General features: G+C 43.8%; 21 protein-coding genes and 2 pseudogenes. 16 read left to right on the top strand and 7 right to left on the bottom strand.

Annotated elements, in window-relative coordinates:
• Positions 1-298 precede the first annotated feature (298 nt).
• Positions 299-1,009, bottom strand: a complete 711-nt coding sequence (ubiG, locus tag QWZ05_RS19325; RefSeq protein WP_264877382.1) for a bifunctional 2-polyprenyl-6-hydroxyphenol methylase/3-demethylubiquinol 3-O-methyltransferase UbiG — start codon at positions 1,007-1,009, stop codon at positions 299-301.
• 315 nt (positions 1,010-1,324) lie between these two features.
• Between ubiG and gyrA the strand changes: the two genes are divergently transcribed.
• Positions 1,325-3,955, top strand: coding sequence for a DNA topoisomerase (ATP-hydrolyzing) subunit A (gyrA, locus tag QWZ05_RS19330; RefSeq protein ID WP_264877383.1), 2,631 nt, complete (start codon positions 1,325-1,327; stop codon positions 3,953-3,955).
• A gap of 325 nt (positions 3,956-4,280) precedes the next feature.
• Positions 4,281-5,858 carry a BCCT family transporter gene (locus tag QWZ05_RS19335; RefSeq protein WP_264877384.1) on the top strand — a complete coding sequence of 526 codons (1,578 nt, stop codon included), beginning with the start codon at positions 4,281-4,283 and terminating at the stop codon, positions 5,856-5,858.
• A gap of 93 nt (positions 5,859-5,951) precedes the next feature.
• Here the strand turns inward: QWZ05_RS19335 and metA are convergent, their stop codons facing one another.
• The gene (gene metA, locus QWZ05_RS19340) at positions 5,952-6,893 is read right to left on the bottom strand and encodes a homoserine O-acetyltransferase MetA (protein ID WP_290300128.1); all 942 of its coding nucleotides are present in this window, start codon (positions 6,891-6,893) and stop codon (positions 5,952-5,954) included.
• Positions 6,894-7,016: 123 nt separating this feature from the next.
• On the opposite strand from metA, the gene QWZ05_RS19345 reads away from it, so the two are divergent.
• The 12 genes and pseudogenes from QWZ05_RS19345 (at position 7,017) to QWZ05_RS19400 (ending at position 17,971) form a co-directional block, all read left to right on the top strand.
• Complete coding sequence (locus QWZ05_RS19345) at positions 7,017-7,466, top strand: ATP-binding protein (protein WP_264877386.1); 450 nt, start codon at positions 7,017-7,019, stop codon at positions 7,464-7,466.
• Entirely contained in the window at positions 7,459-7,950 is a 492-nt protein-coding gene (locus QWZ05_RS19350; protein ID WP_290300131.1) for a GNAT family N-acetyltransferase, read from the top strand. The genes QWZ05_RS19345 and QWZ05_RS19350 overlap by 8 nt, the downstream gene beginning before the upstream one ends.
• A gap of 29 nt (positions 7,951-7,979) precedes the next feature.
• The gene (locus QWZ05_RS19355; RefSeq protein ID WP_290300132.1) at positions 7,980-9,398 is read left to right on the top strand and encodes an NUDIX hydrolase; all 1,419 of its coding nucleotides are present in this window, start codon (positions 7,980-7,982) and stop codon (positions 9,396-9,398) included.
• Positions 9,399-9,476: 78 nt separating this feature from the next.
• Positions 9,477-10,145, top strand: a complete 669-nt coding sequence (queE, locus tag QWZ05_RS19360; protein ID WP_290300133.1) for a 7-carboxy-7-deazaguanine synthase QueE — start codon at positions 9,477-9,479, stop codon at positions 10,143-10,145.
• Positions 10,146-10,156: 11 nt separating this feature from the next.
• Positions 10,157-10,843 (top strand): 7-cyano-7-deazaguanine synthase QueC, encoded by a 687-nt coding sequence (gene queC, locus QWZ05_RS19365; protein WP_264877390.1) that lies wholly within the window; start codon positions 10,157-10,159, stop codon positions 10,841-10,843.
• A gap of 192 nt (positions 10,844-11,035) precedes the next feature.
• Positions 11,036-11,957: pseudogene (locus QWZ05_RS19370) on the top strand (IS5 family transposase).
• Positions 11,958-12,249: 292 nt separating this feature from the next.
• Entirely contained in the window at positions 12,250-13,158 is a 909-nt protein-coding gene (locus QWZ05_RS19375; protein WP_264877392.1) for a LysR family transcriptional regulator, read from the top strand.
• A 123-nt stretch (positions 13,159-13,281) separates the two neighbouring features.
• Complete coding sequence (locus QWZ05_RS19380; RefSeq protein ID WP_290300135.1) at positions 13,282-14,451, top strand: MFS transporter; 1,170 nt, start codon at positions 13,282-13,284, stop codon at positions 14,449-14,451.
• A 120-nt stretch (positions 14,452-14,571) separates the two neighbouring features.
• Positions 14,572-15,468 (top strand): AraC family transcriptional regulator, encoded by an 897-nt coding sequence (locus QWZ05_RS19385; protein WP_290300137.1) that lies wholly within the window; start codon positions 14,572-14,574, stop codon positions 15,466-15,468.
• Between the two features lie 225 nt (positions 15,469-15,693).
• A complete protein-coding gene (locus QWZ05_RS19390) occupies positions 15,694-16,905 on the top strand; it encodes an IS256 family transposase (protein WP_290296716.1) in 1,212 nt (403 codons plus the stop codon).
• Between the two features lie 102 nt (positions 16,906-17,007).
• Positions 17,008-17,379 (top strand): hypothetical protein, encoded by a 372-nt coding sequence (locus tag QWZ05_RS19395; RefSeq protein ID WP_290300138.1) that lies wholly within the window; start codon positions 17,008-17,010, stop codon positions 17,377-17,379.
• 55 nt (positions 17,380-17,434) lie between these two features.
• A complete protein-coding gene (locus QWZ05_RS19400; protein ID WP_264877396.1) occupies positions 17,435-17,971 on the top strand; it encodes a peroxiredoxin family protein in 537 nt (178 codons plus the stop codon).
• A 91-nt stretch (positions 17,972-18,062) separates the two neighbouring features.
• On the opposite strand, the pseudogene QWZ05_RS19405 reads toward QWZ05_RS19400, so the two are convergent.
• The 5 genes and pseudogenes from QWZ05_RS19405 to QWZ05_RS19425 form a co-directional block, all read right to left on the bottom strand.
• Positions 18,063-18,224: pseudogene (locus QWZ05_RS19405) on the bottom strand (HAD hydrolase family protein); the annotation flags it as partial.
• 23 nt (positions 18,225-18,247) lie between these two features.
• Positions 18,248-19,708, bottom strand: coding sequence for an ATP-binding cassette domain-containing protein (locus QWZ05_RS19410; RefSeq protein WP_290300141.1), 1,461 nt, complete (start codon positions 19,706-19,708; stop codon positions 18,248-18,250).
• Between the two features lie 125 nt (positions 19,709-19,833).
• Positions 19,834-20,184, bottom strand: coding sequence for a DUF2750 domain-containing protein (locus tag QWZ05_RS19415; protein ID WP_264877398.1), 351 nt, complete (start codon positions 20,182-20,184; stop codon positions 19,834-19,836).
• 141 nt (positions 20,185-20,325) lie between these two features.
• On the bottom strand, positions 20,326-20,973 hold the full coding sequence (locus tag QWZ05_RS19420) for an OmpA family protein (RefSeq protein ID WP_290300143.1): 648 nt from the start codon (positions 20,971-20,973) through the stop codon (positions 20,326-20,328).
• A 1-nt stretch (position 20,974) separates the two neighbouring features.
• Entirely contained in the window at positions 20,975-22,291 is a 1,317-nt protein-coding gene (locus QWZ05_RS19425) for a TolC family outer membrane protein (RefSeq protein ID WP_446697399.1), read from the bottom strand.
• Between the two features lie 584 nt (positions 22,292-22,875).
• On the opposite strand from QWZ05_RS19425, the gene ihfA reads away from it, so the two are divergent.
• Both ihfA and QWZ05_RS19435 read left to right on the top strand, forming a co-directional pair.
• Positions 22,876-23,172, top strand: coding sequence for an integration host factor subunit alpha (gene ihfA, locus QWZ05_RS19430; protein ID WP_264877650.1), 297 nt, complete (start codon positions 22,876-22,878; stop codon positions 23,170-23,172).
• A 134-nt stretch (positions 23,173-23,306) separates the two neighbouring features.
• Entirely contained in the window at positions 23,307-23,963 is a 657-nt protein-coding gene (locus QWZ05_RS19435) for a thiopurine S-methyltransferase (protein ID WP_290300145.1), read from the top strand.
• Positions 23,964-23,996: the final 33 nt, after the last annotated feature.

Raw genomic sequence — 23,996 nt, forward strand, 5'->3', positions numbered from 1 at the left:
ACAAGATCGTCAAAGAAAGAGTCAAAATCAAAAATAATTGTTAGTAGCTACTTACCGATGAAGAAAGGGCAGGTTTAGCGGCAAAAAGTAGAGCTTAGATAAACGATTATTTCCTAGTCGCAGAAAAAAATATTTTGCTTGATCTTTTTATTTCAAGCTAGCTCAAACTTTTGGTCTGTTTTGTATCTAGTACAGATACAAATTGTTAGGGGTTGGGGAGAGGTTTGTTGGAGAAGTGTTTGGGTTTACGATGAGAAGCGGAATCGGTATCACGCTCCTCGTGTGATTATTTCTGTCTTTAGAGGGGCTTGACGCAGTGAACAATATAATTCACATCGACATTTGACCCTAGGCGGTAGCTATCTGTTAGTGGATTATAGTGAAGACCAGTAATTCCACGTTCTTGCAGCACGGTATGATCAATCATTTTGATCATCTCTGAGGGTTTAATGAACTTGTCGTGATCGTGAGTACCATCAGGCACAATTTTCAGTAACTTCTCGGCGCCGACAATAGCAAACAGGTAAGACTTTATGTTGCGGTTCAACGTAGAGAAGAATACATGGCCACCCGGTTTAACCAGGTGACTGACTGCACGAATTACTGATTGCGGATCAGGGACGTGTTCTAGCATCTCCATGCAGGTAACAACATCGTACTGTTCTGGGTGTTCGCTTGCATGCTGCTCAACCGTACTTTGCGTGTAAGCCACTTTCACTCCGCTCTCAAGGCTATGTAGTCTTGCCACCTCTAGAGGCTCTTTGCCCATGTCTAAACCTGTGACGATCGCCCCTTGTTTCGCCATGCTTTCTGCAAGGATTCCGCCACCGCAGCCGACATCGAGGGTTTTCTTGTCAAACAGGCCTTGCGCTTTATCCAACACGTAGTTCAAACGAAGGGGGTTAATCTGATGAAGAGGTTTGAACTCTCCCTCCAAATCCCACCAGCGAGAAGCCATCTCTGCAAACTTTTGAATTTCCTTTGGGTCGACGTTTTGTCCGTTTGTCATGCTACATGCTCATTAAAAAAGAGAATGGGCTCATCTTAGCGAATGAATTTGATGCGTCTAGTGACTTTTTAAGGATTATTGGAGAAAACCACAAAATGATTGAGACAAACAATTTAAGTGTAAGTGAATAAAAAATAGACACTTATCAGTCATCTATAGCGCGATTGTATGGAAACTCACCACTTAGAGCGTAATACAGGTCACAACCAAAGAAAACGACAGGGAAAGTAATGCCGTTACCAACTATTATGTGTTATATTTTTTCTCCTTATACGTATTGTAAATACGATCAAACTATAGAGGGACAATGGCTCTATGAGCGATCTAGCAAAAGAGATCACGCCCGTAAACATTGAAGATGAGCTTAGAGGTTCATACCTAGACTACGCGATGTCAGTTATCGTGGGTCGTGCTCTTCCAGATGTGCGTGATGGCCTAAAACCAGTACACCGTCGTGTTTTATTCGCGATGAATGTACTAGGCAACGATTGGAATAAACCATATAAAAAATCTGCCCGTGTTGTCGGCGACGTAATCGGTAAATATCACCCACATGGTGATAGCGCGGTGTACGATACTATCGTACGTATGGCGCAGCCGTTCTCACTGCGTTACATGCTTGTCGATGGTCAAGGTAACTTTGGCTCAATCGATGGTGACTCCGCTGCGGCAATGCGTTATACCGAAGTTCGTATGGCGAAAATTGCCCACGAACTATTAGCAGACCTAGATAAAGAGACAGTGGACTACGTACCTAACTATGACGGTACTGAACAAATTCCAGCTGTTCTTCCAACTAAGATTCCTAACCTACTGGTTAACGGTTCGTCCGGTATCGCAGTAGGTATGGCAACCAACATTCCACCTCACAACCTAAGTGAAGTGATTGATGGCTGTCTTGCATACATTAACAATGAAGCAATCACGATTGATGAGCTGATGGATTACATTCCAGGCCCAGATTTTCCGACTGCGGCATTGATCAGTGGCCGTAAAGGCATCGTCGACGCGTACAAAACGGGTCGCGGTAAAATCTACATGCGCTCTAAAGCGGATATAGAAGCGGATAAGAACGGCAAAGAAACCATCATCGTTACTGAAATCCCTTATCAAGTTAACAAAGCTCGCCTGATCGAGAAGATTGCTGAGTTGGTTAAAGATAAGAAGGTAGAAGGTATCAGTGCACTACGCGACGAGTCTGATAAAGACGGCATGCGTATTGTTATTGAGTGTAAGCGTGATGCTGTCGGTGAAGTGGTTCTTAACAACCTTTACGCACAAACTCAGCTTCAAACGACCTTTGGTATCAACATGGTTGCGCTAGACAATGGTCAGCCTAAGTTGTTTAACCTTAAAGAGATGCTGAAGTGTTTCGTTGATCACCGTCGTGAAGTAGTGACACGTCGTACCATCTTTGAACTGCGCAAAGCGCGTGAACGTGCTCACATCCTAGAAGCACTGTCTCTTGCGTTGGCAAACATTGATGAAGTGATTGAGCTTATCAAGAGTGCGCCAACACCGGCAGAAGCGAAAGTTGGCTTAGTCTCACGTGGTTGGGATTTAGGCAACGTAGCTTCAATGCTAGAGCGTGCTGGTACTGACGCTGCACGCCCAGAGTGGCTAGAGCCAGAGTTCGGTATCCGTGACGGTCAGTACTACCTAACTGAAACGCAAGCACAAGCGATTCTAGAGCTTCGTCTACACCGCCTAACCGGTCTAGAGCACGAGAAGATTCTGGACGAGTACAAAGCACTGCTAGAAGAAATTGCAGAGCTGATGCACATCCTTGCAAGCACTGAGCGTCTGATGGAAGTTATCCGTGAGGAGCTTGAAGCCGTTCGTGAAGGTTACGGTGATGTTCGTCGTACTGAAATCACAGCAGCAAGCCACGATATCGACATGGAAGAGCTGATTGCTCGTGAAGATGTTGTTGTGACACTGTCACATGAAGGCTATGTGAAGTACCAAATCCTTAGCGACTACGAAGCACAGCGTCGTGGCGGTAAAGGTAAGAGTGCAACCAAGATGAAAGATGAAGATTACATCGAACGTCTACTTGTTGCGAACACGCATGACAACATTCTATGTTTCTCTACGCGTGGTAAGACTTACCGTCTGAAAGTGTATCAATTGCCACAAGCAAGCCGCACAGCACGTGGTAAGCCAATTGTGAACATTCTGCCTCTTGAAGAGAACGAGCGTATCACAGCAATTCTGCCTGTTTCCGAGTTCGATGCTGATAAGTATATCTTTATGGCAACGGGTGACGGTACCGTTAAGAAGACCTCTCTTGACCAATTCGCTAATGTTCGTGCTAACGGCCTAATTGCGGTTAACTTACGTGATGATGACTCGCTGATTGGTGTTGATATCACCACAGGTTCTAGCGATATCATGCTGTTCTCGAAAGCGGGTAAAGTGGTTCGTTTCAACGAAGATAAAGTTCGTGCGATGGGTCGTACAGCGGCAGGTGTTCGTGGTATGAAATTGGCTGATGATGACCAAGTTGTATCACTGATTGTTCCTTCAAACGAGGGCGACATTCTGACAGTGACACAAAATGGTTACGGTAAGCGTACTGAGCTTGCAGAGTACCCAACCAAAGGTCGTGCAACTCAAGGTGTCGTTTCTATCAAAGTCTCTGATCGTAATGGTCCTGTTGTCGGTGCTATCCAAGTTGAGGAAGGCGACGAGATGATGATGATCACCGATGCAGGCACATTGGTACGTACACGTGTAGCAGAAGTCAGCCAAGTAGGTCGTAACACACAAGGTGTTACACTGATCAGAACAGCAGAAGATGAATCTGTTGTAGGCCTTCAACGCATCGAAGAGATTGAAGATGTTGAACTGCTAGAAGAAGGTACTGAAGCGGAAGGTGGTGTTGAAGCAACACAACCAGAAGCAACAAATGATGATGCTCCTGCAGCAGATAGCGAAGAGTAATCACTATTTTTAGTTGATATAGCCGGGCTAAATAGCCCGGCTTTTTTGTGTTTGCTTGACGGATAAAACAGCGCTTGAAAGTCGATTTATTGAAAAAGTGGTGCCATTTTCACCATTTACTGGCAAGGAACTGCTACTTTTGTACAATAGGCGCGGATTTCTATTTTTATCAATCAGTTGATGAAAGAGGACATCCAAAACGAGATAAGTGACTTTGCGTACAAATTTATTTTCTGATGATTTGTACTCAAAGTGATTTGAGAAAGTGGGGAGCAACAATGCAACTCAAGGACTCACGTCTCACACGGAATTAGTAGAGGGTCAAATGACTAAAGGTATAGATAAATACAGTATCGACAGTACAGATTATACTGTCGGTCAAGATAACGTTCAGAAGTGGGGGTTTGATGTCCATAACCCTGTGTTTGGCGTAAGTGCAGGTTTCATCATACTGTTTCTCATTGCCGCAATGGTGATGGACGCAGGTGATGCAAAAGCGGCGTTAGATGGTATCAAATGGCAGATTATTGGCTCGTTTGACTGGCTGTTTATTTGGTCAGGTAACATCTTCGTTGTCTTCTGTTTAGCTCTAATTGTAACGCCTTACGGCAAAATCCGTTTAGGTGGTCAAGATGCCACGGCAGATTACTCATTTTTCTCGTGGTTAGCGATGCTTTTCGCAGCCGGTATGGGTATCGGCTTAATGTTCTGGAGTGTGGCAGAACCCGTTGCTTACTTCACAGGCTGGTATGAGACACCACTTGCGGTAGAGCCAAACACACCAGAAGCGGCGAAAGCGGCGCTTGGCGCTACTATGTACCACTGGGGCCTTCATCCTTGGGCTATCTACGGTGTAGTGGCATTGTCTTTAGCGTTCTTTACCTACAATAAAGGCTTACCACTCTCTATTCGCTCTATTTTTTACCCGATTTTAGGTGATAGAGCGTGGGGTTGGCCTGGTCACGTCGTGGATATTCTCGCCGTGCTAGCGACGCTATTTGGTCTGGCGACATCGCTTGGCCTTGGTGCTAAGCAAGCGGCAAGCGGTATTCAACATGTGTTTGGTTTTGAAGCAGGTTTAACACTTCAAATCATCGTGATTGCAGTGGTAACGCTTCTAGCTGTCGCTTCTGTATTACGTGGTATTGATGGCGGTGTAAAAGTCATCAGTAACATCAACATGATTGTGGCTTTCCTTCTATTGTTCTTGGTGGCAGCGCTTGGCTTTGCGGTAGCAATGGGCTCACTACCAACGACTTTGATGGGATATGTTGAAAGCTTTATTCCTCTTAGTAATCCACATGGCCGTGAAGATGAGCTTTGGATGCATGGCTGGACAGTATTCTACTGGGCTTGGTGGATTTCATGGTCGCCATTCGTTGGTATGTTTATCGCACGAGTCTCTCGCGGTCGTACTGTACGTGAGTTCATGACAGCGGTTCTTATCGTTCCAACCACTGTGACGCTTATTTGGATGTCAGTGTTCGGCGGTCTAGCGATTGATCAGGTAGTCAACAATGTTGGTCAGCTTGGTGCGAAAGGCCTTACCGATGTATCACTAGCGATGTTTGAAATGTTCGACGTGATGCCAATGAGCACTCTGCTTTCGATTATTGCTGTAATTCTGGTTATGGTGTTCTTCATCACCTCTTCAGATTCAGGCTCACTGGTTATTGATAGCATCACCGCTGGCGGTAAAGTAGACGCACCTGTTCTGCAACGTTGTTTCTGGGCATTTATGGAAGGTGCTATCGCAGCCGCTCTACTATGGGTTGGTGGCACGCAAGCGGTAGAAGCACTGCAAGCGGGCGCTATCTCTACTGCACTGCCATTCACTTTCGTGCTATTGGCGATGTGTGTCAGCCTGTTGATGGGTATGAACACAGAGAAAGAGTACCGATAGAATCTTCTCTCGATAATGTAAAAATGAAAGGCATGCTCTCAAGCATGCCTTTTTTGTCTCTGTATGTCGGTGTTGAACACCTATGAACTTCGACTAATCATCCTTAGTAAAGTTAGCTTCACTGAAGTGATCAAGATCGTAAGGCGTTTGTTGGTAAACACAGTAATTTAGCCAGTTTGCGAACAACAAGTGACCGTGACTGCGCCAACTGGCATTGGGCTTGTTGTCTGGGCAGTTGTTAGGATAGTAATTCACAGGGATCGCCGGCTCCATCCCTTCGCCAAGATCACGTGTGTATTCATTGTGCAGTGTTAGGGCATCGTACTCAGGATGGCCTGTGACAAACACGTTACGCTTATCTTTGGTTGCCGCCAAATACACACCAGCCATATCGGAAGTTGCGAGAATGTCGAGGTCAGTATGCTCTTCGAGAAACTGCGATGAGAAATCAGCAAACCGCGAATGAGGTGCTAAGAAGGTATCATCAAAGCCACGTAGGATAGGGTGGTAGGGATGATGGATTTCATGGTGGTATACGCCCGACAGTTTTTCTTTGCGTGTGCGCTTGGGCAAGTCATACAGTAGCTTCAAGCCAGCTTGTGCAGCCCAGCAGACATACAAGGTTGATGTGACATGTTCTTTGGCCCAGTTCATAATGGTTTTAAGGTGATCCCAATAGATCACATCTTCAAACTGAACAAGACCAAGTGGCGCGCCTGTAATAATCAATCCGTCAAAGTTTCTGTCTTTCACCATCTCAAACTGGCGATAAAAAGTGTCGAGGTGTTCGACAGGAGTGTTCTTACTCGGTCGATTATCAATGCGCAGTAGCTCTACATCGACTTGAAGCGGGCTATTTGATAACAGTCGTAAAAATTGCGTTTCCGTTTCAATCTTTTTTGGCATCAAGTTTAAGATCAGAACTTTGAGAGGACGAATTTCCTGCGTAGAAGCGCGAGTCTCTGGCATAACGAAGATATTTTCGTTACGAAGGACATCGGAGGCAGGTAATTGATCAGGTATCTTGATTGGCACAGCTTTACTCCCTAAGCTTTCTGGACGTCTATACATCCAAACTTAACGTAAACGGTGATTTATGTCGATAGCTAAATCACATATTATTGAATCAATATCTTATTGTGCATTTACAGGCAGAACATGGCTCCAGCAACAAGCGCAGCTCTCACACTTATTCGTGGTCTACCGGGTTCAGGGAAATCAACACTGGCTAAACAGCTGGCCGCGGATTATGCGGCTGAACATTTTGAAGCCGATATGTATTTCGTCAATGAACAAGGCGATTATGTGTTTGACCCTATGCAGCTTTCCCAAGCACATGATTGGTGCCAAACTGCGAGCTTACAAGCGCTCAACTGTGGACTCAACGTAGTGGTTTCAAATACGTTTGTGCAGCTTTGGGAAATAGAACCTTATTTAAAGATGGCAAGGTCATTGGATAAACGTGTAGAAATAATCGAGGTGAACGGCGAGTATGAGTCTGTTCACGATGTACCCGCTAAGACGATCGCGGTGATGAGGCGTAAGTGGCGAGCGATTCCAAAGCAGTGGCAAAAATCCATACAAGTAACGAGTTATGCCAATGAATAAAAATAGTTTATCCCAGGTAGATCTGGTGATTCGAGCTGCAACCACGACGGACTTAGAGGCGCTGAATGAGATGATGTATTGTCTGCACGACGAGCACCATCAGATGTATGCAGAGCTATTTAAACCAGCGGACCAGATAGAAAAATCTATCGCCCACTATATTGATCACCCAGAGTGCCTTGTATTGGTTGCCGAGCATCAACAACAAGTGATTGCTTTTGTATCAGGGTATTTTGGTCAGTATCAATCCCCCGTCAGTCAACCTGTGTTGATGGGGAGCATCGATGAGCTGTATGTGTTGAGCGCTTATAGAAGGTTTGGTGTTGGAGCGCAATTATTGGAACGTATGCAGCGCGATTTTACCCATTATGGTGCGAAATACTTGTTCGTAGAGGTGTGGGATAGCAACACTGCCGGTGTTGAGTTTTATCGCCGTCTTGGTTTTGTGAATCACATACACTGTTTAGCTAAACCATTAACCTAAAACCTTTAATCTAAATTTCGAGGTCCATTTTGAAACAGCCGCTATGGATAGCATTACTGCTTTTTTTGTTTAGCTCACTACTGCAAGCCGAGGATTTTTCTGTCCCCAATGGTGTGAGAGGCTCTTTGTGTATTGTCCATGCCGATCATAAAGTCGTGATGGTAAAAGAGACCTTTAGCCGTAAATTGTCACTACCGGGCGGTACAATCTCAAAAGGGGAAGATCCTAAGCTCACCGCGCAGCGAGAGACATGGGAAGAGGCTGGGCTGGTAGTCAACCCAGTGCGAAAGTTGGGATATACCGACACCGCTGTGGTTTACGAGTGTGTTCCGCAGTCAAAAGTGGTCGCCTTCTCACATCGACAGGGATTAAAAGGTAAAGCGTTACCCGCGTGGTTTGCACCCCATTTTGGTATTGAAGTGAAAGATGTTCTGGCGATTGAGCCACTCCTTGTCGATGCAAGCGACTATCGTTATCCAGAGCAGTGGCCAGCAATCACCCAATGGGTAAGTGAAGTGACCTCCTATCCAATCCAGTATGTGGAAGATTTAGTCAGTAACGGCAATGCGTGGCAAAGGTTTGAGCTGAGGCTATTGAGCAATCTCTATCAACTGGCGGAGGGGCAAACTCTCTTTAAGTCGCTTATTGAGCTATGTGTATTGGTTAGTAACCTGATACTTTCGCCAGTGTTTTTAGGTTTAAGTCTTGTTGTCGCCGCTTGGAAAGGTGGTGTTGTAGTCGCACAAAAGCTTCTATTTATTCAACTTCTTACCGTATTGATGGCGGTTGTTGCCAAGTTTGGCTTTGCACTGCCAGCCCCAGGGCAGTTTCTAGGTTTGCTTTCCGAGCAGAATATAGCGCTGAGCTTTCCATCCGTCAGGGCAGCACTGTTAGCAGCCACTTGTACGTTTGTCATTCGCCTAGTCTACATTCCATTAGTGATACTACTCAGTGGTTTTGTGCTGTTACTCTTAGCGTGTTTAGGCATGTTCTTACAGTATCAGGTGTTTGTAACAGATATCCTCTTTGGTGTTGTATTAGGTTATTTTGTCGCTCGTCATTTCTTTAAATTGGCGGTATCCCAAGAAACACAACTGGCTAAGATAACTCAGACAAAGGCCGCATGGTTAATGCTTACGTTGTTGGCGGCCGTATTTGCATGGACGTGGTATGCCACTTCTTTATTACAGGTAACAGCACTTTCAGGCACGGTATTGCTTATCATGCTGTGCTTTGGCGAAAGACCGTTAGCGCAGGCTACACTTAATCCAGTCGCGACCTCTATGAGTATCGCTCTGGGCTACTTTCTTTCAGAGTACCTGCATACGTTTGTAGCTTCGAGTGCGGTCTTTTCGCTGCTCGTAGAGGTGTTGTATATGCCGATAATTTTGACGTTAATCTATGTTCCTACCCTTATCGCGCGAAAGTTGAACGATAAACCTAAGTGACAGGTTGCAGTGAGTTGATCTTCTTTACCAGCTCTATTAAGGTGCAGGCAATTAAACTATGTATGAACGGAGTGAGCCTTGTACAAGCTCAATGAGATCTTCGAGACAATCCAAGGGGAAGGCAGCTTTACTGGCGTGCCTTCTGTTTTTATTCGATTACAAGAGTGTCCTGTAGGTTGTTCTTGGTGTGACACTAAGCAAACCTGGGAAGCGGAACCGCAAAATGAAACCGATTTTGGTGAAGTGATTGCAAAGCAGCAGGATTCAGAAACTTGGTGTCAAGCCACAGCACAGCAGTTAGTTGAGATTTATCAACAGCAAGGCTTTAATGCTAAGCACATTGTCATTACGGGTGGTGAGCCATGCATCTACGACTTGACTGAACTCGCACTCGCGTTTGAAGTTATTGGGTGTCGTTGCCAAATTGAAACAAGTGGTACCAGCGAAGTACGTACGACAGATTCTACTTACGTGACCGTGTCACCAAAGATTGCCATGAAAGGTAAACTGCCAGTATTAGAATCAGCACTGCGCCGTGCCAATGAAATTAAGCATCCTGTTGGCACCAGTAAAGACATAGAGCAGCTTGATGAATTGCTCTCAGGTGTAGAGCTGCGTTCAGATGTGATTATCGCCTTACAACCAATCAGTCAAAAGCCACGCGCGACAGAGTTGTGCATTGATACCTGTATTAAGAGAAACTGGCGTCTTTCGATTCAAACTCACAAATACTTGAGCATTGCATAAGGAGAGGGGAAATGAAAAAAGCAGTTGTAGTATTCAGCGGTGGACAAGACTCGACCACTTGCCTTGTTCAAGCATTAAAGCAGTGTGATGAAGTACATGCAATCACGTTTGATTATGGCCAACGCCACAAGCAAGAGATTGAAGTAGCACAAAAGCTGGCAGCCTCCTTAGGCGTTAAAGCACATAAAGTAATGGATGTGGGCCTATTGAACGAACTGGCGATCAGTTCTCTAACTCGTGATGACATTCCTGTCTCCCATGAGCTGCAAGAAAATGGCTTGCCGAACTCGTTTGTACCTGGCCGCAATATTCTTTTCCTAACGCTTGCGGGGATCTACGCTTACCAGATTGGCGCGCAGTCAGTCATTACCGGTGTTTGTGAGACGGACTTCTCTGGCTACCCTGATTGCCGAGATGAGTTTGTTAAGTCGATGAATGACGCGCTAGTTAAAGGAATGGATCGTCAACTAGACATCGTGACACCACTGATGTGGCTCAACAAAGCCGAAACGTGGGCTCTAGCCGATAAGTTTGACGCCTTACAATTAGTTCGAGAGCAAACTCTAACTTGTTACAACGGAATTATTGGCGATGGCTGTGGAGACTGCCCTGCATGTCATCTACGCTCTGAAGGTCTTAATAGTTATTTAGATAATAAAGAAGCTGTGATGGCAGACTTAGAGTCTAAAAGCCAATAACAAAAACGAAAAGAGTCGCACCAGCGACTCTTTTTCTTTTCAGCTAAAGCGTTTATCTACAGTAGTAGTGATTTAATCGTCTTCACGACACCCGCATCTTTGTTGCTTGGTGCGGCTTTGTTGCTTAAATCGATGGAACTAAATCAAGAAGCTACGATCTGATCGGCTACACCCATTAATCGTCGTAGCCTCATGCCTAAACCTCGTTACAAAACAACTAACTGGACGCAGTACAACAAAGCCTTAATAAACCGTGGTTCTCTGACCTTTTGGATTGATGAGGAAGCGATAGCTGAGTGGAAGCAAAACAAACAAGGCAAGCGCGGCAGACCTCGCCAATTCAGCGACTTAGCCATTACCACGGCACTGATGGTGAAACGCATATTCTCTATGCCGTTGAGAGCACTGCAAGGATTTCTAGACTCGGTATTTAAGCTGGCTAACACCCCGCTAGTTTGTCCGCACTACACCTGTATAAGCCGTCGAGCTAAGGAAGTTGAGGTTTCATTTAAAACTAAAACCAGAGGTGCGATACAACACCTAGCCATTGATGCCACAGGTCTCAAGGTTTATGGCGAAGGTGAATGGAAGGTCAAGAAGCATGGTACTGACAGGAAGCGTAGGGTTTGGCGTAAGCTGCATATCGCAGTAGATACTAGCACCCACGAAATAGTCGCAGCAGAGCTGAGCTTATCTAACGTAACCGATGCCGAAGTACTTCCCAACTTGCTTAAGCAGACACGTCGTAAAATCATTGAGATATCAGGCGATGGTGCTTATTACACAAGGAATTGCCATGATGCCATACGGATCAAGCGAGCTGTTGCGCTCATCCCGCCAAGAGAGGGAGCAGCCTTCTGGGAACAAGGGCATCCTCGTAACTTAGCGGTAGGTTGCCAAAAGCTCTACGGCTCCAACAAGAAGTGGAAAAAGCGGTATGGCTATCATAAGCGCTCGCTATCAGAGACAGTAATGTACCGAGTAAAACAGCTACTAGGTGGGGAAATTAAGCTTAAGAAGTTACAATGCTCAGGTTGGCGAGACTTACGCGATGATTAAAGCGCTGAACAAGCTTACAGGGCTTGGTATGCCTGAAACTCAGTATGTTGTATAGGAATCACTCAATTTCAGGCGGTTTGGTTTCCTGTTCGAATTACGCAACAAAGCCCATATGGACCCCTAATCTGCGCTAGTTTTTGATTTGCTAATGCTTGGATTGTCGAAACTCATTTGTATCCAGATTAGTGCTGACGGGTAGGTCATCGTAACGCAGATCTGTCCATTGCCGTGCTAGCAATAACTTCGTTAGTTGAGACAGTCATTAGTACTCTGCATTCTGAAAAATTGATATTTGAAATCTCCCACGCTAATGTTCTCAGTTAGCCCCCTGTTGTGGTAGAGAGCACATGGAACTGAAACTATTAAAAAGCTTTATCGCGGTAGCGACACATCGCAGCTTTTCAAAAGCAGCAAAAGAACTGCATACAGTGCAACCAGCGATAAGTCGCCATATTACAAGCTTGGAAGATGAACTCGGTACGAGCTTGTTCTTTCGAACCTCACGTGAAGTTATCATTACAGCAGCAGGTGAGCAGTTACTAAAAGATGCCGTTAAAATCATAGCTCAAACAGAGAAAACCAAACAAGCGGTGATTAAAGCATCTAAAGGGACAATAGGAAGTTTAAAGATTGGTTACCTTGGTGGTGCTACGCTTAGCTTCTTACCTAGACTCGTGCGGGAGTATATTGTAGAGAATCCTAATATAGATGTTGACCTTATCGAAATGACGGCCTCTGAGCAGGCTGATGCCTTATCAAAGCGCGACATTGATATCAGTTTCTCTCGTCCCTTACCAGATGCTGTGTCACAAGACTATATTTCAACCAATATCTATGTTGATAAATTGATGGCAGTAGTCCCTATTACCCATACTCTTGCTAATCTGTCCTCGATTAATTTGAAGCAGTTGGAAGATGACGCTTTTGTCTTGTTTGAACGCGAACAAGCTGTAGGGTTGTTTGATACCATCATTACTCAATGCGGTATGGCAGGCTTCTCACCTAAGATAAAGAAACAGCCACAGAGCATGCAATCAGTGCTGACCCAAGTTGCATCTGGGCTCGGTGTATCAATCGTACCTTATGCTATAAGAGATTTAAGAAGTGAGGGTTGCTGCTTTCTCGATCTTGACTCTATTGATGTGAAAATTACATTGGTCATGACACACCATTTGCATTCTCAATCGCCATCAACTCTAGCTTTCTCTGAATTGATAAAAAGTCAGATACATGGCATCGCACTCGCAATGAAATAACCATCTATACATTTTTTGTATTAATTCTAGATGAAATGAATATTTTTGTTATTTAATTGCCTACCCTAGAATTTAGTCATTCCGATAAAACATCTCAATGATGAGCCAATTTAAGGTCTGACTATGTCTAAAACGAAAATTGAAACCCTGAGCACAGGACGTTTGTTTCTTATGTCGAGCGCAGTCTCGGCAACTGCTGCGAATCTTTATTACAACCAACCGATTCTACCTAAGATTGGCGCAGAACTTGGCTTAACAAGTGAACAGCTTGGCTCTGTGCCTGCTGCGGGACAAATTGGTTATGCTGCCGCACTGCTTTTCCTATCTCCATTGGGAGACACTCTGCCACGCAAGCGTCTTATCGCAATCCTTTCTGTGCTTTTGGTGCTTTCATCTTTAGTCGCATTTTCGGCATCAAGCTTGATTGCTCTGGTTATGGCTTGTTTTGCGATTGGTCTAAGTGCCAATATTACTCAACAGTTAATCCCTTTTGCAGCATCACTCAGCACTCCTGAAACAAAGGGTAAAGTGATCGGCACTCTAATGACGGGGTTAACCGTTGGTATTCTGCTATCACGTACCGTGAGTGGCTTCGTAGGTGAACAATTTGGGTGGCGTGCAGTCTTTGTGATGTCTGCAACTATTGCTGCTCTCTTTGGTGTTTTCCTCTATGTCTTTTTACCGACAAATACGCCAACATCAAAGATCCCTTACCCTAAACTTGTTGCAAGTATGGCAACCCTGATTAAGCAACACACGGCTCTACGTAGCTCTGCATTAACAGGGGCACTGTGGTTTGCCTCATTCAACGCGCTTTGGGCAACGCTAGCTCTACATGTTAGTGAATCACCATTTAACTACAATGCTCAGCAAGCGGGTATGTTTGGTGTTATTGCATTAGCTGGTGTCGTTGGAGCAAAGGTGTCAGGTTCACTCGTCAGTAGATTTGGCTCTCGCAATATGATTAGTATGGCGTTAAGCATTATCGTGGTTGGTTTTATTATTTCAGGATTGTTTGCTGATAGCTTAATTGGCTTAATTGTCGGTATTATTTTAATCGACCTCGGTGTATTCAGTGCTCAAGTGTCGAATCAAGTCCGAGTGTTTTCTATTGACCCACAAGCTCAGAGCCGTATCAATGGTATCTATATGCTCGGCTATTATCTTGGTGGTGCGTTTGGTTCATATGCTGGTATTCAATCGTTTGAACTAGCAGGTTGGGGAGGTGTAGTGGGCTTCAGTATTGTCGCTGTAACGCTGAGCTTTATTGTAAACCGAGCAAGCGAAAAATAGACTTAGTCAGCGTTATTCATGTTTGACTGAAACCCCAAACGTTCCTATGTCGGTAGTGAACGATATCGCAATAGCTGGTTATCGATAGTGTAAACTCACCCTCCGTTACAGAGATTTTATATGCTTAATTCTAAAAACTACCAAGACCCACTATCTGCCATGCTGTCCATACTCAACTTAAAGGTTGCTATCTCAGTGAACGCACAGTTTTGTGGTGGATGGTTGCTTGGGCATAAAACGAATGAAAAATCCTTCCATTTAATTTCTCACGGTGAGTGTATTCTGGAGCTAAATGATAAGCCTCTCCAATACCTTTCACGTGGGGATCTAATTATTTTCATGCGTAAAGTACATCACACTTTGAAACCAAGTTTTAATTCATCAAAAGAAGAAGAACGAATTTCTCCAAATCAAGGCATTATTGCTAGTGCTACAGGGATTTTATGTGGCTCTTTTGCATATGAAAATACCAAAGCAGAAAGCTTGATGAGAGCACTCCCAGATGTACTGGTTATTCGTAATGATAGCAATGTAAGACGATGGGTTGAGCCTTTGATTAACCTTATTCAACTTGAGAGCCAAGAGCATAATTTAGGGAGTGATTTAATTATAAAAAAACTCACTGAAGCCTTGCTTATACAAGCCATACGTTCTTTTATCAAAATGGGCCACTTTGAAGTAGGTATTTTGAGACTAATGGCCGATGTAAAGTTGTCCAATGCAATACTAGCCGTACAAAATGCTCCTGAAGCCCCGTGGACGGTGGAGCGATTAGCCAAAGAATGTGCGATGTCTAGAACAGCCTTCGCGACTCATTTTAAGAACACATCGGCTTGGAGTCCAATGGAATATGTTACTTGGTGGCGAATGCAGGTTGCATGGTCAAGGCTCGTTGATAGGGAAACGATTTATGCTGTCTCATCATTGGTTGGTTATCGCTCTGAAGCAGCATTTTCTCGAGCTTTTAAAAAAGCATTTAGTATAGGCCCTGGAGAGGTAAGAGCGTCTAAAAGATAATACTCGTCACAGTCGTTCTATTGGTACTGTAGTGAGTGTGTGAACGATGAAGCATAACTCGGGAACTGTGAGGCATTAATAAGTTCAGCTTTGTGATTTAACCTATTAAAGGTAAACAATGTTAGTCATTATTCAATAGGTATACAAATGGTTAAGTCAATTGAGACTGTCCTAAATTCTGTGTAACTGTCTAAACTTAAAGCCTTAATGGCTAAGGATAGGCACATGGATAAGAAAGCACTTGAAGCTTTTGCTAAAGAAGCTGCAAAGGGAATTAAAACTCCCGATGACTTAACTGAGTTCAGCCAGATGCTCAAAAAGATCACTGTTGAGGCGGCGCTCAACGCTGAAATGGAAGAGCATCTTGGCTACGAAAAGCACAAACCCTCAAAATCCCAAAATAGCCGTAATGGAAAGAGCACCAAGCGTGTAAAAACAGAAGACGGCGAATTTGAACTCGATACCCCTCGCGACCGTCTTGGTTCTTTTGACCCCAAGTTAGTCAAAAAGCATCAAACACGATTTACCTCTATGGATGACAAGATCTTGTGGCTCTATGCGCAGGGCATGAGCACACGCGATATAGTGAATGCTTTTGACGAGTGGTACGGAGCAGAGATATCACCCAGCCTAGTTTCGCGCGTCACACATGCAGTGATGGAGGAAATCGTGGAGTGGCAATCTAGACCGCTTGATGCCATCTATCCTATCGTTTACCTCGACTGCATTGTGGTCAAAATCCGCCAAGACAAACGCATTATCAATAAATCGATCTTCCTTGCTTTAGGCATTAACACCGATGGTCAGAAAGAACTCATGGGCATGTGGATAGCCGAAAATGAGGGGGCTAAGTTTTGGCTGAGCGTTCTAACCGAACTCAATCAACGTGGCGTTGAAGATATTCTTATCGCTTGTGTCGATGGCTTGAAGGGTTTTCCCGATGCGATCAACACCGTCTTCCCGCAAACACATATTCAGCTTTGCATCGTCCATATGGTGCGGAACTCATTGAAGTATGTGTCTTGGAAGGACTACAAGGCGGTCACAGCCGACCTGAAGCGAGTGTATCGCTCTGCTACCGAAGATGAGGCTCTACTTGAACTGGAGCGCTTTGGTGAAGTCTGGGATAGCCAGTATCCGCAAATCTCCAAGTCTTGGCGCAATCACTGGCAAAATCTCAACACCCTTTTTAGCTACCCAGAAGATATTCGTAGAGCAATTTACACGACCAATGCAATTGAGTCCCTCAATAGCGTGATCCGCAAGGCACTTAAAAAGCGTAAGATCTTCCCGAATGATGAGGCCGCAACCAAAATGGTATATCTAGCAATCAAAGACGCCAGTAAGAAATGGACAATGCCTATTCAAAACTGGCGCCAAGCTATGAGTCGGTTTATTATCGAGTTCGAGGAACGCCTGGAGAAACACATTAACTAAACGGCAGTTACACAGAATCTGTTACAGCCTCAGTCAATTTCAATTAAGATACTTTCTAATCTCTTACATCTTTTTAGTTTCATCTTTATGATGAAGTTTGCAATGCCAAAGCTAGTTGGTAACCCAATAAGCATCAAAACATTTGACTACTTTGCCACTGTACTGCCAGTAGATGGAGACAGTTATCGATTATTCGTGGGCTTGTTAGAGCTAGGAGTTGGCTTATTGCTGATTGTAAATATTTTTATTGCTGATAGAGCAAAAAATGCTTATGCCATCTATGTGTCTTATTTTTTGTTGACAGGGGTTTGTATTGGAGCCTTGTTCCACGAATACTTTGTAAGACCAGAGCCAGTCGCATTTCTGGTTCAATTGTCAGTGATTTTCCTATTTGTCGCAGCATTCCAATTTTTTGTTAGCTTCAAATATTTAGAGAAAGACAAAGCACTTGCTTTATTTGGCATCGACAAGTAACTAATAATCAGACTACTTATGGTATGGGTAATTTTAATAATTTAATGAGGTAATCATGAGACAATCAATAAAGCTGTCAACTGGCGATAATTTTCCTGCAATGCAAGCAACTCTCTTAGATGGCTCTTCCATCAACTTAAATGAGGCTTATGGTGGCGCAGATTGGCAGTTACTCGTTGTATATCGTGGTCGTCATTGTCCACATTGTACTCGTTACTTGAATCAACTGCAGCAGTATTTGAAAGATCTAAAAGCGATTGGGATCAGTGTATCTGCGGTTTCTGCTGATTCCAAAGCTCAATTGGAACAGCACCTAAATCAATTAGAAATTACTTACCCGATAGCTTATGGACTAACGGAAGAGCAAATGAAGCAGCTTGGTGTTTATATCTCTACGCCACGCTCAGAACAAGAAACAGACCACAATTTCTCTGAGCCAGCATTATTTGTGATTAACCAACATGGCACATTGCAAATGATTAACATTTCAAATGCACCTTTCTTCCGTCCAGAACTTAGTGCTATTGTTAAAGGATTAACTTTCGTTAGAGCGCAAGGAAACTACCCTATCAGAGGTACAGTAAAATATTAATCCATATCATTTATGGTACGAAATAAACCCTAAAAAGGGCTTCGTCATTGAAGCCCTTTTCGTGTTTGTGTGGTTCTAAAAAGGCTCAGGACCGCAGGCTATAATATTGACGGCCAGAAGCGGCAGAGAAAAGTATACCTTTGCTTTCAAGCTGTAAGATGATTTCGAATAATTCTGGGTCTAGACGACCGTATTGATCGAGTAATGTGCCGTCCATGTCGGAGGCGATAAACTTAATGTCAGGTGTTTGCATTGATATACTCAAAAGTCGATGGTTTATGCCACGGTGTTAATTTTTGCTCGATAACATTGTAATCCTTCATCAAAATGAAAGCTAAGTACATTATCTATTCCTAAGATTTTGTCTTCATCATAGTGAGACACATATAGAACTTGGCATAGTTGTTTACTGACGAGATAACTTACTGTGTTTTTGAAAAGCATTCTGCCCAAATAATCTAAACCTTGATAGGGCTCATCTAAGATCAGCAATCTGGGGTGTTTGATCAGTGCACGAGCAAGTAAGGCCAGGCGTTGCTGTGCATAATCGAGTTGACGAAATGGTGTATTTCGATATTCCGATAAATGAAGAATCTCCAACCACTCAAGCGCTTCATCAATTTGTGCTTTTGTTGGCTTTCTATAAAGACCGATAGAATCATAAAATCCTGAGATGACAGCCTCAAGAGTGCTGCAGCCTGCACGATATTGAAGGTGCAACGCAGAAGAGACCATTCCAATCTGCTGCTTAATTTGCCAGATTGTTTCACCACTGCCACGCTGTCGACCAAAGATGACGATATCGTTACTATAACACTGGGAATGGTCACCAAAAATGAGTCCAAGTAGCGTACTTTTTCCGCAGCCATTCGGTCCTTTTATCTGCCAGTGTTGCAATGGGTCTATCTGCCAATTTAGGCCGGTAAAGATGACTTTATCGGTATAGGCAACATGCCCGTCTTGGATTTTGAATATGGTGTCGCCATCCGTTGAGAGGTGCTTGTGTTTATCCAGCAACGGTTGAACTTTTTCTGATTGCCGTTTGCTTTGTGAGGTGAGTTGTTTGATTACGCGGTGCTCTTGCCATTCACCAAAGGAGAAGGTATCGACTAGGGAGTGATGACCAAATAGGGCGATTTTATCGACCCAGGCTGGCATGTCTTCAAAACGAGAAATACCGCAGAGAATCGGCATGGTAGTGCTCAATGTCGCTAAGTAGTGCTGCAGCGATTGGCGATGTTGAATATCTAGGCCAGCGAAAGGGTCATCGAGTAACAACCCGTCGGGATTGAGGGCAATTGCTCTGGCCAGCATGACTCTGCGGCTTTCACCCGTAGACAGGGCGCGGAAACCAGTATTTGCTAGGTGCTGAAGGTCTAGCTGCTCAAGTAGTTGCTGGCGTTTGGTTGAAGTCATACCCTTGATTGAAATCAATTCAGCAACCGTACTGCCTTGGTCAATCTTATCTAGAAAGTCTGTATCATCTTTAGCCAGTTCATCTTCAAGTAAGCGCTGCTGCTCTTTAAGAGAGACCTGCACCCATGAATAGGGGTTGTCTATCTCTCCGTCTACGATAGTTTCATCGTCAGATTTGCCCAAGTTATCAAACAAAGCACTTATGGAAGTACCATCAGTACAAAACAGAACCCAGCTTTCTTTGTGATGGATTTTCCAATCCTTGATAGACAATCGTGTAGTAGGGGATGTTAACGTAACGTCCTTAAAAATTAGTTCCATAAGTGCTTCCATTCATCCTTTGGTTTATTTATATCAAGGATGAGCGTTGATATAAACTGTAGGCAAACAAAAAGCCCAGAGTCGATAAACCGACTCTGGGCTTTATAGAAAGAAGGAAATAGACCTTAAAGGTATTTCTTCGCCATATCTGCTGGCTCTACTTCTTTACCTTCTAGCTTGTCGTTCCAGTTAGGACCCACAAGCACACCATCCTCGTCGAGTGTGATTAGCCAATCTTCAACAAAAATATCAAGTGGAATTTCCAACACTTCGAAATCAGCCCATTCTTCAACGTTGTGAAGTTTTGCATCGGCTTCATTTGACCAAAATGGCATCACTTCAGAGTTTTCAAATTCGGTTGAATCTACAGCCAACCAACCATCTTCGTTACGCAGACCCCATACTTTTGCGGTGTCTTTAGTTTCGCTAATAAATAGCTCTAGGTTAGCGTCAATGTTATCTGTCAGTTTAGTCATTATGAAAATCTCAATAATAGTTAGAAGATGATTCTTCAATACGTTGAACACTATAGCACTTTTGGCTTTATGCGAATATGTAAACTATCGAATCTAGAAAACAAAAACGCTCCCGAAGGAGCGCTTGTTGAAGAAAGTCGTCTAAGGACGTTTATTGGGGAGGGTAGTGAATATATTCCACTCCATATCGACCACGTTTTCTAATCCAACAACTGTCGCGACAACTCGGCGGTTTTGAGCATGGCTGACCTCTTCATCACCCTGGGCAACAAGCTCTGATTCACCAAAACCAATGATACGAATACGATCGTCAGTGATGCCGTATTTCTTGAGTGCGTTTTCAGCTGCTGCTGCTCTGCGTTTAGATAAGTCCAGATTGTATTCATCACTGCCGACTTTACTGGTATAGCCTTTCAGTTCAATAGACGTTTGAGGGAAATCTTTCAGGAACATCGCCATATCACGAATTTGATTCATAAAAGCAACGCCAATCTCGTCGGAATCATTTTCAAACAGAATGTAAATTTGCATCTGAGATCGTGAAGCCGACATGGTGCCGCAACCTTCGTTATCAATTTCTGCGCCAATCGGCGTGCCAGGGCACATATCACGAGCATTGATAACACCATCTTTGTCATCGTCTAGAAGATCAAAAGTCTGGTTTGGTACTGGAGTATCTCGATAATCGTACTCATCGTTAGTATCTTTCTCGTAATAAACCGCATCAGCCAATGCTTGTGAAGAAAGTAAAGCACCTAAAATGGCGACTGATAATAAACGTGTCTTCATATTAGTACTCCATCTTCTCTTGCCACTCATTTGGCGATTCGACTCTTAACGAGTCAAGTAACACGCCCGTCGCATTTAAGATGCGATATTTAGCGTATTGCTCACCATACTTTGCGTCTAGGAATGACTTGCGTGCTTCAAACAGCTCGTTTTCGGTATTCAGTACATCAAGGAGGGTACGTTTACCGATTTTGTATTGCTTCTCATACGCGACAACGGTATTTGATGCAGAATCGACGTGGTCAGCTAAGAAGAGTTTTTGTTGCTGTGTTAATTCTAACCCACTCCAAGCCAAACGAAGGCCTTCTTCGACTTGGCGATATGAACTATCTCGTAAGTCTTTGGCTTTGTTGAGCTGGTAGGCGAAGTTGTCTTGATTGGCTACATCAGAGCCGCCGTTATAAAGGTTGTAACGCATGCGTAGCATCACGGAGGTTTCGTCATCACTTCCAGCGGTTCCATCCATATCGTCTCGCCAAGATTGAGATGCTTCAATGGTAAAAGTGGGTAGGTTTACGCCTTTCGATTGTTTGTATTGAAACTTAGCTGAATCAACATCGGCGTGGCTGACCTGAATCACAGGGTGATCTTTGAATGCAATATCAATAGCGTCTTGAAGTGAGCGAGGAATGAAGTTGTTGTCGGCTCTAGGATAAATCAAGCCCTGAGGAGCTTGCCCGACGATGCGAGTAAACTCTGTATGAACATCATATAAGTTGTTCTGTGCGGCAAGCAGGTTACCGTGCGCTTTGGCCACACGAGCTTCAACTTGCGATAAGTCAGCTGTAGAACCAATGCCGGAATCTACTCGTTTCTTTATGTCGCTGTATATTTCTTTATGGGTGCGCAAGTTACCTTCAGATAAAGTAAGTAACTCGAAGGCTTTTGTTGCATCGAGATAGATTCTGGCCACTTCTAATGCAATATCTTCAGCATCGGCTAAAAGTTGCAAGCGAACGGATTCGGCATCCGCAGCAGTTCGATCCATATCGTTTAATGTGGCGTTGCCATCCCACAGTAATTGTGTAAGAGAAACTCTTACTTCATTGCCCGTATAATCACCAAAATCCCAGTTTTGCGTGTTACTAGGATTTTCTATGTCTTGGTAGCCAATCCCCGCTTCTAAATCAATACTAGGGAGGTATTGCCCTCCTGATGCTTCTCTCAAATAACGTTTACTAATAAATTCGTTGTATTGAGCTTTAATGGTCGGATTAGTTTTTATCGTATGTGCGACAGCTTGCTCTAATGTTTGAGCATGAACTGAGCTGGTGGCAAAGGCGATCATGCTTAGCGCCAATTTATTGTTCCACTTCACCTTGTCTCTCCTTTGACGTCTTGAGGACGACACCTTAAACAAAAATTGTTTAAGCTAAGTATCAGAAAATCATGATTTTTTATTATTTAGACCAACTACCTAAAAAGCATAGTTCAAAGATCTTTGATTTAAAGGTAAATGTGAGATTAATTGATCAATTGTTAAAAAGTACTAATTTTGAGAGAGTTTCATTTTCGAGAGTCGCATCAAAACAGTCTTGACAAATCTGTCAGGTACTTATGTAAGTTTATGAATTTTAGAGATTTAACTAATTTGATACTGTTATTTTGGTTTGACCAGCAAAGATTGTAAAATAGGCGTTTTATCCTGTATTGCGAAATTTTTGATTGAATATTAGGATTAAACTCTATAAGTTTTCTAACTTATGGATTATTGCTTTGTTTGTTGTCATGTTTATACAAATGGTTTTGATGATTTTTGAACAATGTCATGTAAAAAGTTGGCGAAAATCATAAGGTTGGCTTACACTTTGCGTAGTTTGGTCTGTAGGTCATTGAAAGACTGAACAAAAGTTAGGTGCTGCACATGCAGTGATGAATAAACACAGCTTTGAGGGAAGTTTTATGGCGCTCACTAAAGCCGATTTGGCAGAGAACCTGTTCGAGAAACTGGATTACAGTAAACGGGACGCCAAGGAAACGGTTGAAGTATTTTTTGAAGAAATTCGCAAGGCTCTCGAGAACGGCGAGCAAGTCAAACTGTCGGGTTTTGGAAACTTCGATCTACGTGACAAGAACGAACGTCCGGGTCGAAACCCTAAAACTGGCGAAGACATCCCAATTTCCGCAAGACGTGTGGTGACGTTTCGCCCAGGGCAGAAGCTCAAGTCTCGCGTTGAGAGTATAAAGGTTGAAGGATAAACCCTCTCAAATCAGAAAAAGCGACCGCAAGGTCGCTTTTTTGTTGCCATTTATTTGTGAACGGCTATCGCAGGTTCCAATCCGCCTATTTTCATTTATCATACTGCGTCATCACTCAATAGTATGGAAAGCAAATGAAGGACCCTGAATTTTGGCACAACAAATGGGCGTCAAATCGAATTGGATTTCACTTGGAGGATGTGAATCCTCTGCTCATCTCTCATTGGGATAAACTCAACCCTCATCGAGAAGACAAAGTCTTTGTGCCGCTGTGTGGAAAAAGTGAAGATTTGGTTTGGCTGGCTACGCAGCATGATGAGGTTCAGGGTGTCGAGTTGAGTCAAATCGCGGTGCGAGCGTTTTTTTCTGAGCATTTTTACACGCCGATGGTGACTTCTATTTCTGGGCAACATGAGCTGTACCAGTTTGATGAGCTGTCTATTTACACGGGCGACTTTTTTACAGCACCTATAGAGCCTGTAGAGTTAGTCTACGATCGAGCCGCTCTTATCGCATTGCCCATTGAGATGCGAGCGGAATATGCTCAGCGTATTGATGCACTGTTAAAGCCTGGCGGGAGAATTCTTCTGGTGACTCTTGAATATGACCAATCGGAAATAGCAGGCCCTCCATTCGCAGTATTAGAGAATGAAATTCAAACTCTGTTTAAGAAATACACCATCGAGCGACTTGCAACCGATGTAGCCGATGAGCAGCATCCTAAACGTGCAGAAAAAGGCTTGAGTCATTTTGCTGAGAGCGTCTTCCTGTTACAAAAGCCGAGCGTATGATCATTGACGTGGCCTATCGAGTAGCTATTGGGT

The organism is Vibrio agarivorans, assembly GCF_030409635.1.
Classification (GTDB): Bacteria; Pseudomonadota; Gammaproteobacteria; order Enterobacterales; family Vibrionaceae; genus Vibrio; species Vibrio agarivorans.

Coding starts and splice junctions, on each gene's coding strand:
- QWZ05_RS19380 (WP_290300135.1), top strand. CDS start 13,282: ATGTCTAAAACGAAAATTGAAACCCTGAGCACAGGACGTTTGTTTCTT.
- QWZ05_RS19400 (WP_264877396.1), top strand. CDS start 17,435: ATGAGACAATCAATAAAGCTGTCAACTGGCGATAATTTTCCTGCAATG.
- QWZ05_RS19435 (WP_290300145.1), top strand. CDS start 23,307: ATGAAGGACCCTGAATTTTGGCACAACAAATGGGCGTCAAATCGAATT.
- QWZ05_RS19395 (WP_290300138.1), top strand. CDS start 17,008: ATGCCAAAGCTAGTTGGTAACCCAATAAGCATCAAAACATTTGACTAC.
- QWZ05_RS19350 (WP_290300131.1), top strand. CDS start 7,459: ATGAATAAAAATAGTTTATCCCAGGTAGATCTGGTGATTCGAGCTGCA.
- ubiG (WP_264877382.1), bottom strand. CDS start 1,009: ATGACAAACGGACAAAACGTCGACCCAAAGGAAATTCAAAAGTTTGCA.
- QWZ05_RS19415 (WP_264877398.1), bottom strand. CDS start 20,184: ATGACTAAACTGACAGATAACATTGACGCTAACCTAGAGCTATTTATT.
- queC (WP_264877390.1), top strand. CDS start 10,157: ATGAAAAAAGCAGTTGTAGTATTCAGCGGTGGACAAGACTCGACCACT.
- ihfA (WP_264877650.1), top strand. CDS start 22,876: ATGGCGCTCACTAAAGCCGATTTGGCAGAGAACCTGTTCGAGAAACTG.
- QWZ05_RS19335 (WP_264877384.1), top strand. CDS start 4,281: ATGACTAAAGGTATAGATAAATACAGTATCGACAGTACAGATTATACT.
- gyrA (WP_264877383.1), top strand. CDS start 1,325: ATGAGCGATCTAGCAAAAGAGATCACGCCCGTAAACATTGAAGATGAG.
- QWZ05_RS19410 (WP_290300141.1), bottom strand. CDS start 19,708: ATGGAACTAATTTTTAAGGACGTTACGTTAACATCCCCTACTACACGA.
- QWZ05_RS19345 (WP_264877386.1), top strand. CDS start 7,017: ATGGCTCCAGCAACAAGCGCAGCTCTCACACTTATTCGTGGTCTACCG.
- QWZ05_RS19385 (WP_290300137.1), top strand. CDS start 14,572: ATGCTTAATTCTAAAAACTACCAAGACCCACTATCTGCCATGCTGTCC.
- QWZ05_RS19420 (WP_290300143.1), bottom strand. CDS start 20,973: ATGAAGACACGTTTATTATCAGTCGCCATTTTAGGTGCTTTACTTTCT.
- QWZ05_RS19390 (WP_290296716.1), top strand. CDS start 15,694: ATGGATAAGAAAGCACTTGAAGCTTTTGCTAAAGAAGCTGCAAAGGGA.
- QWZ05_RS19375 (WP_264877392.1), top strand. CDS start 12,250: ATGGAACTGAAACTATTAAAAAGCTTTATCGCGGTAGCGACACATCGC.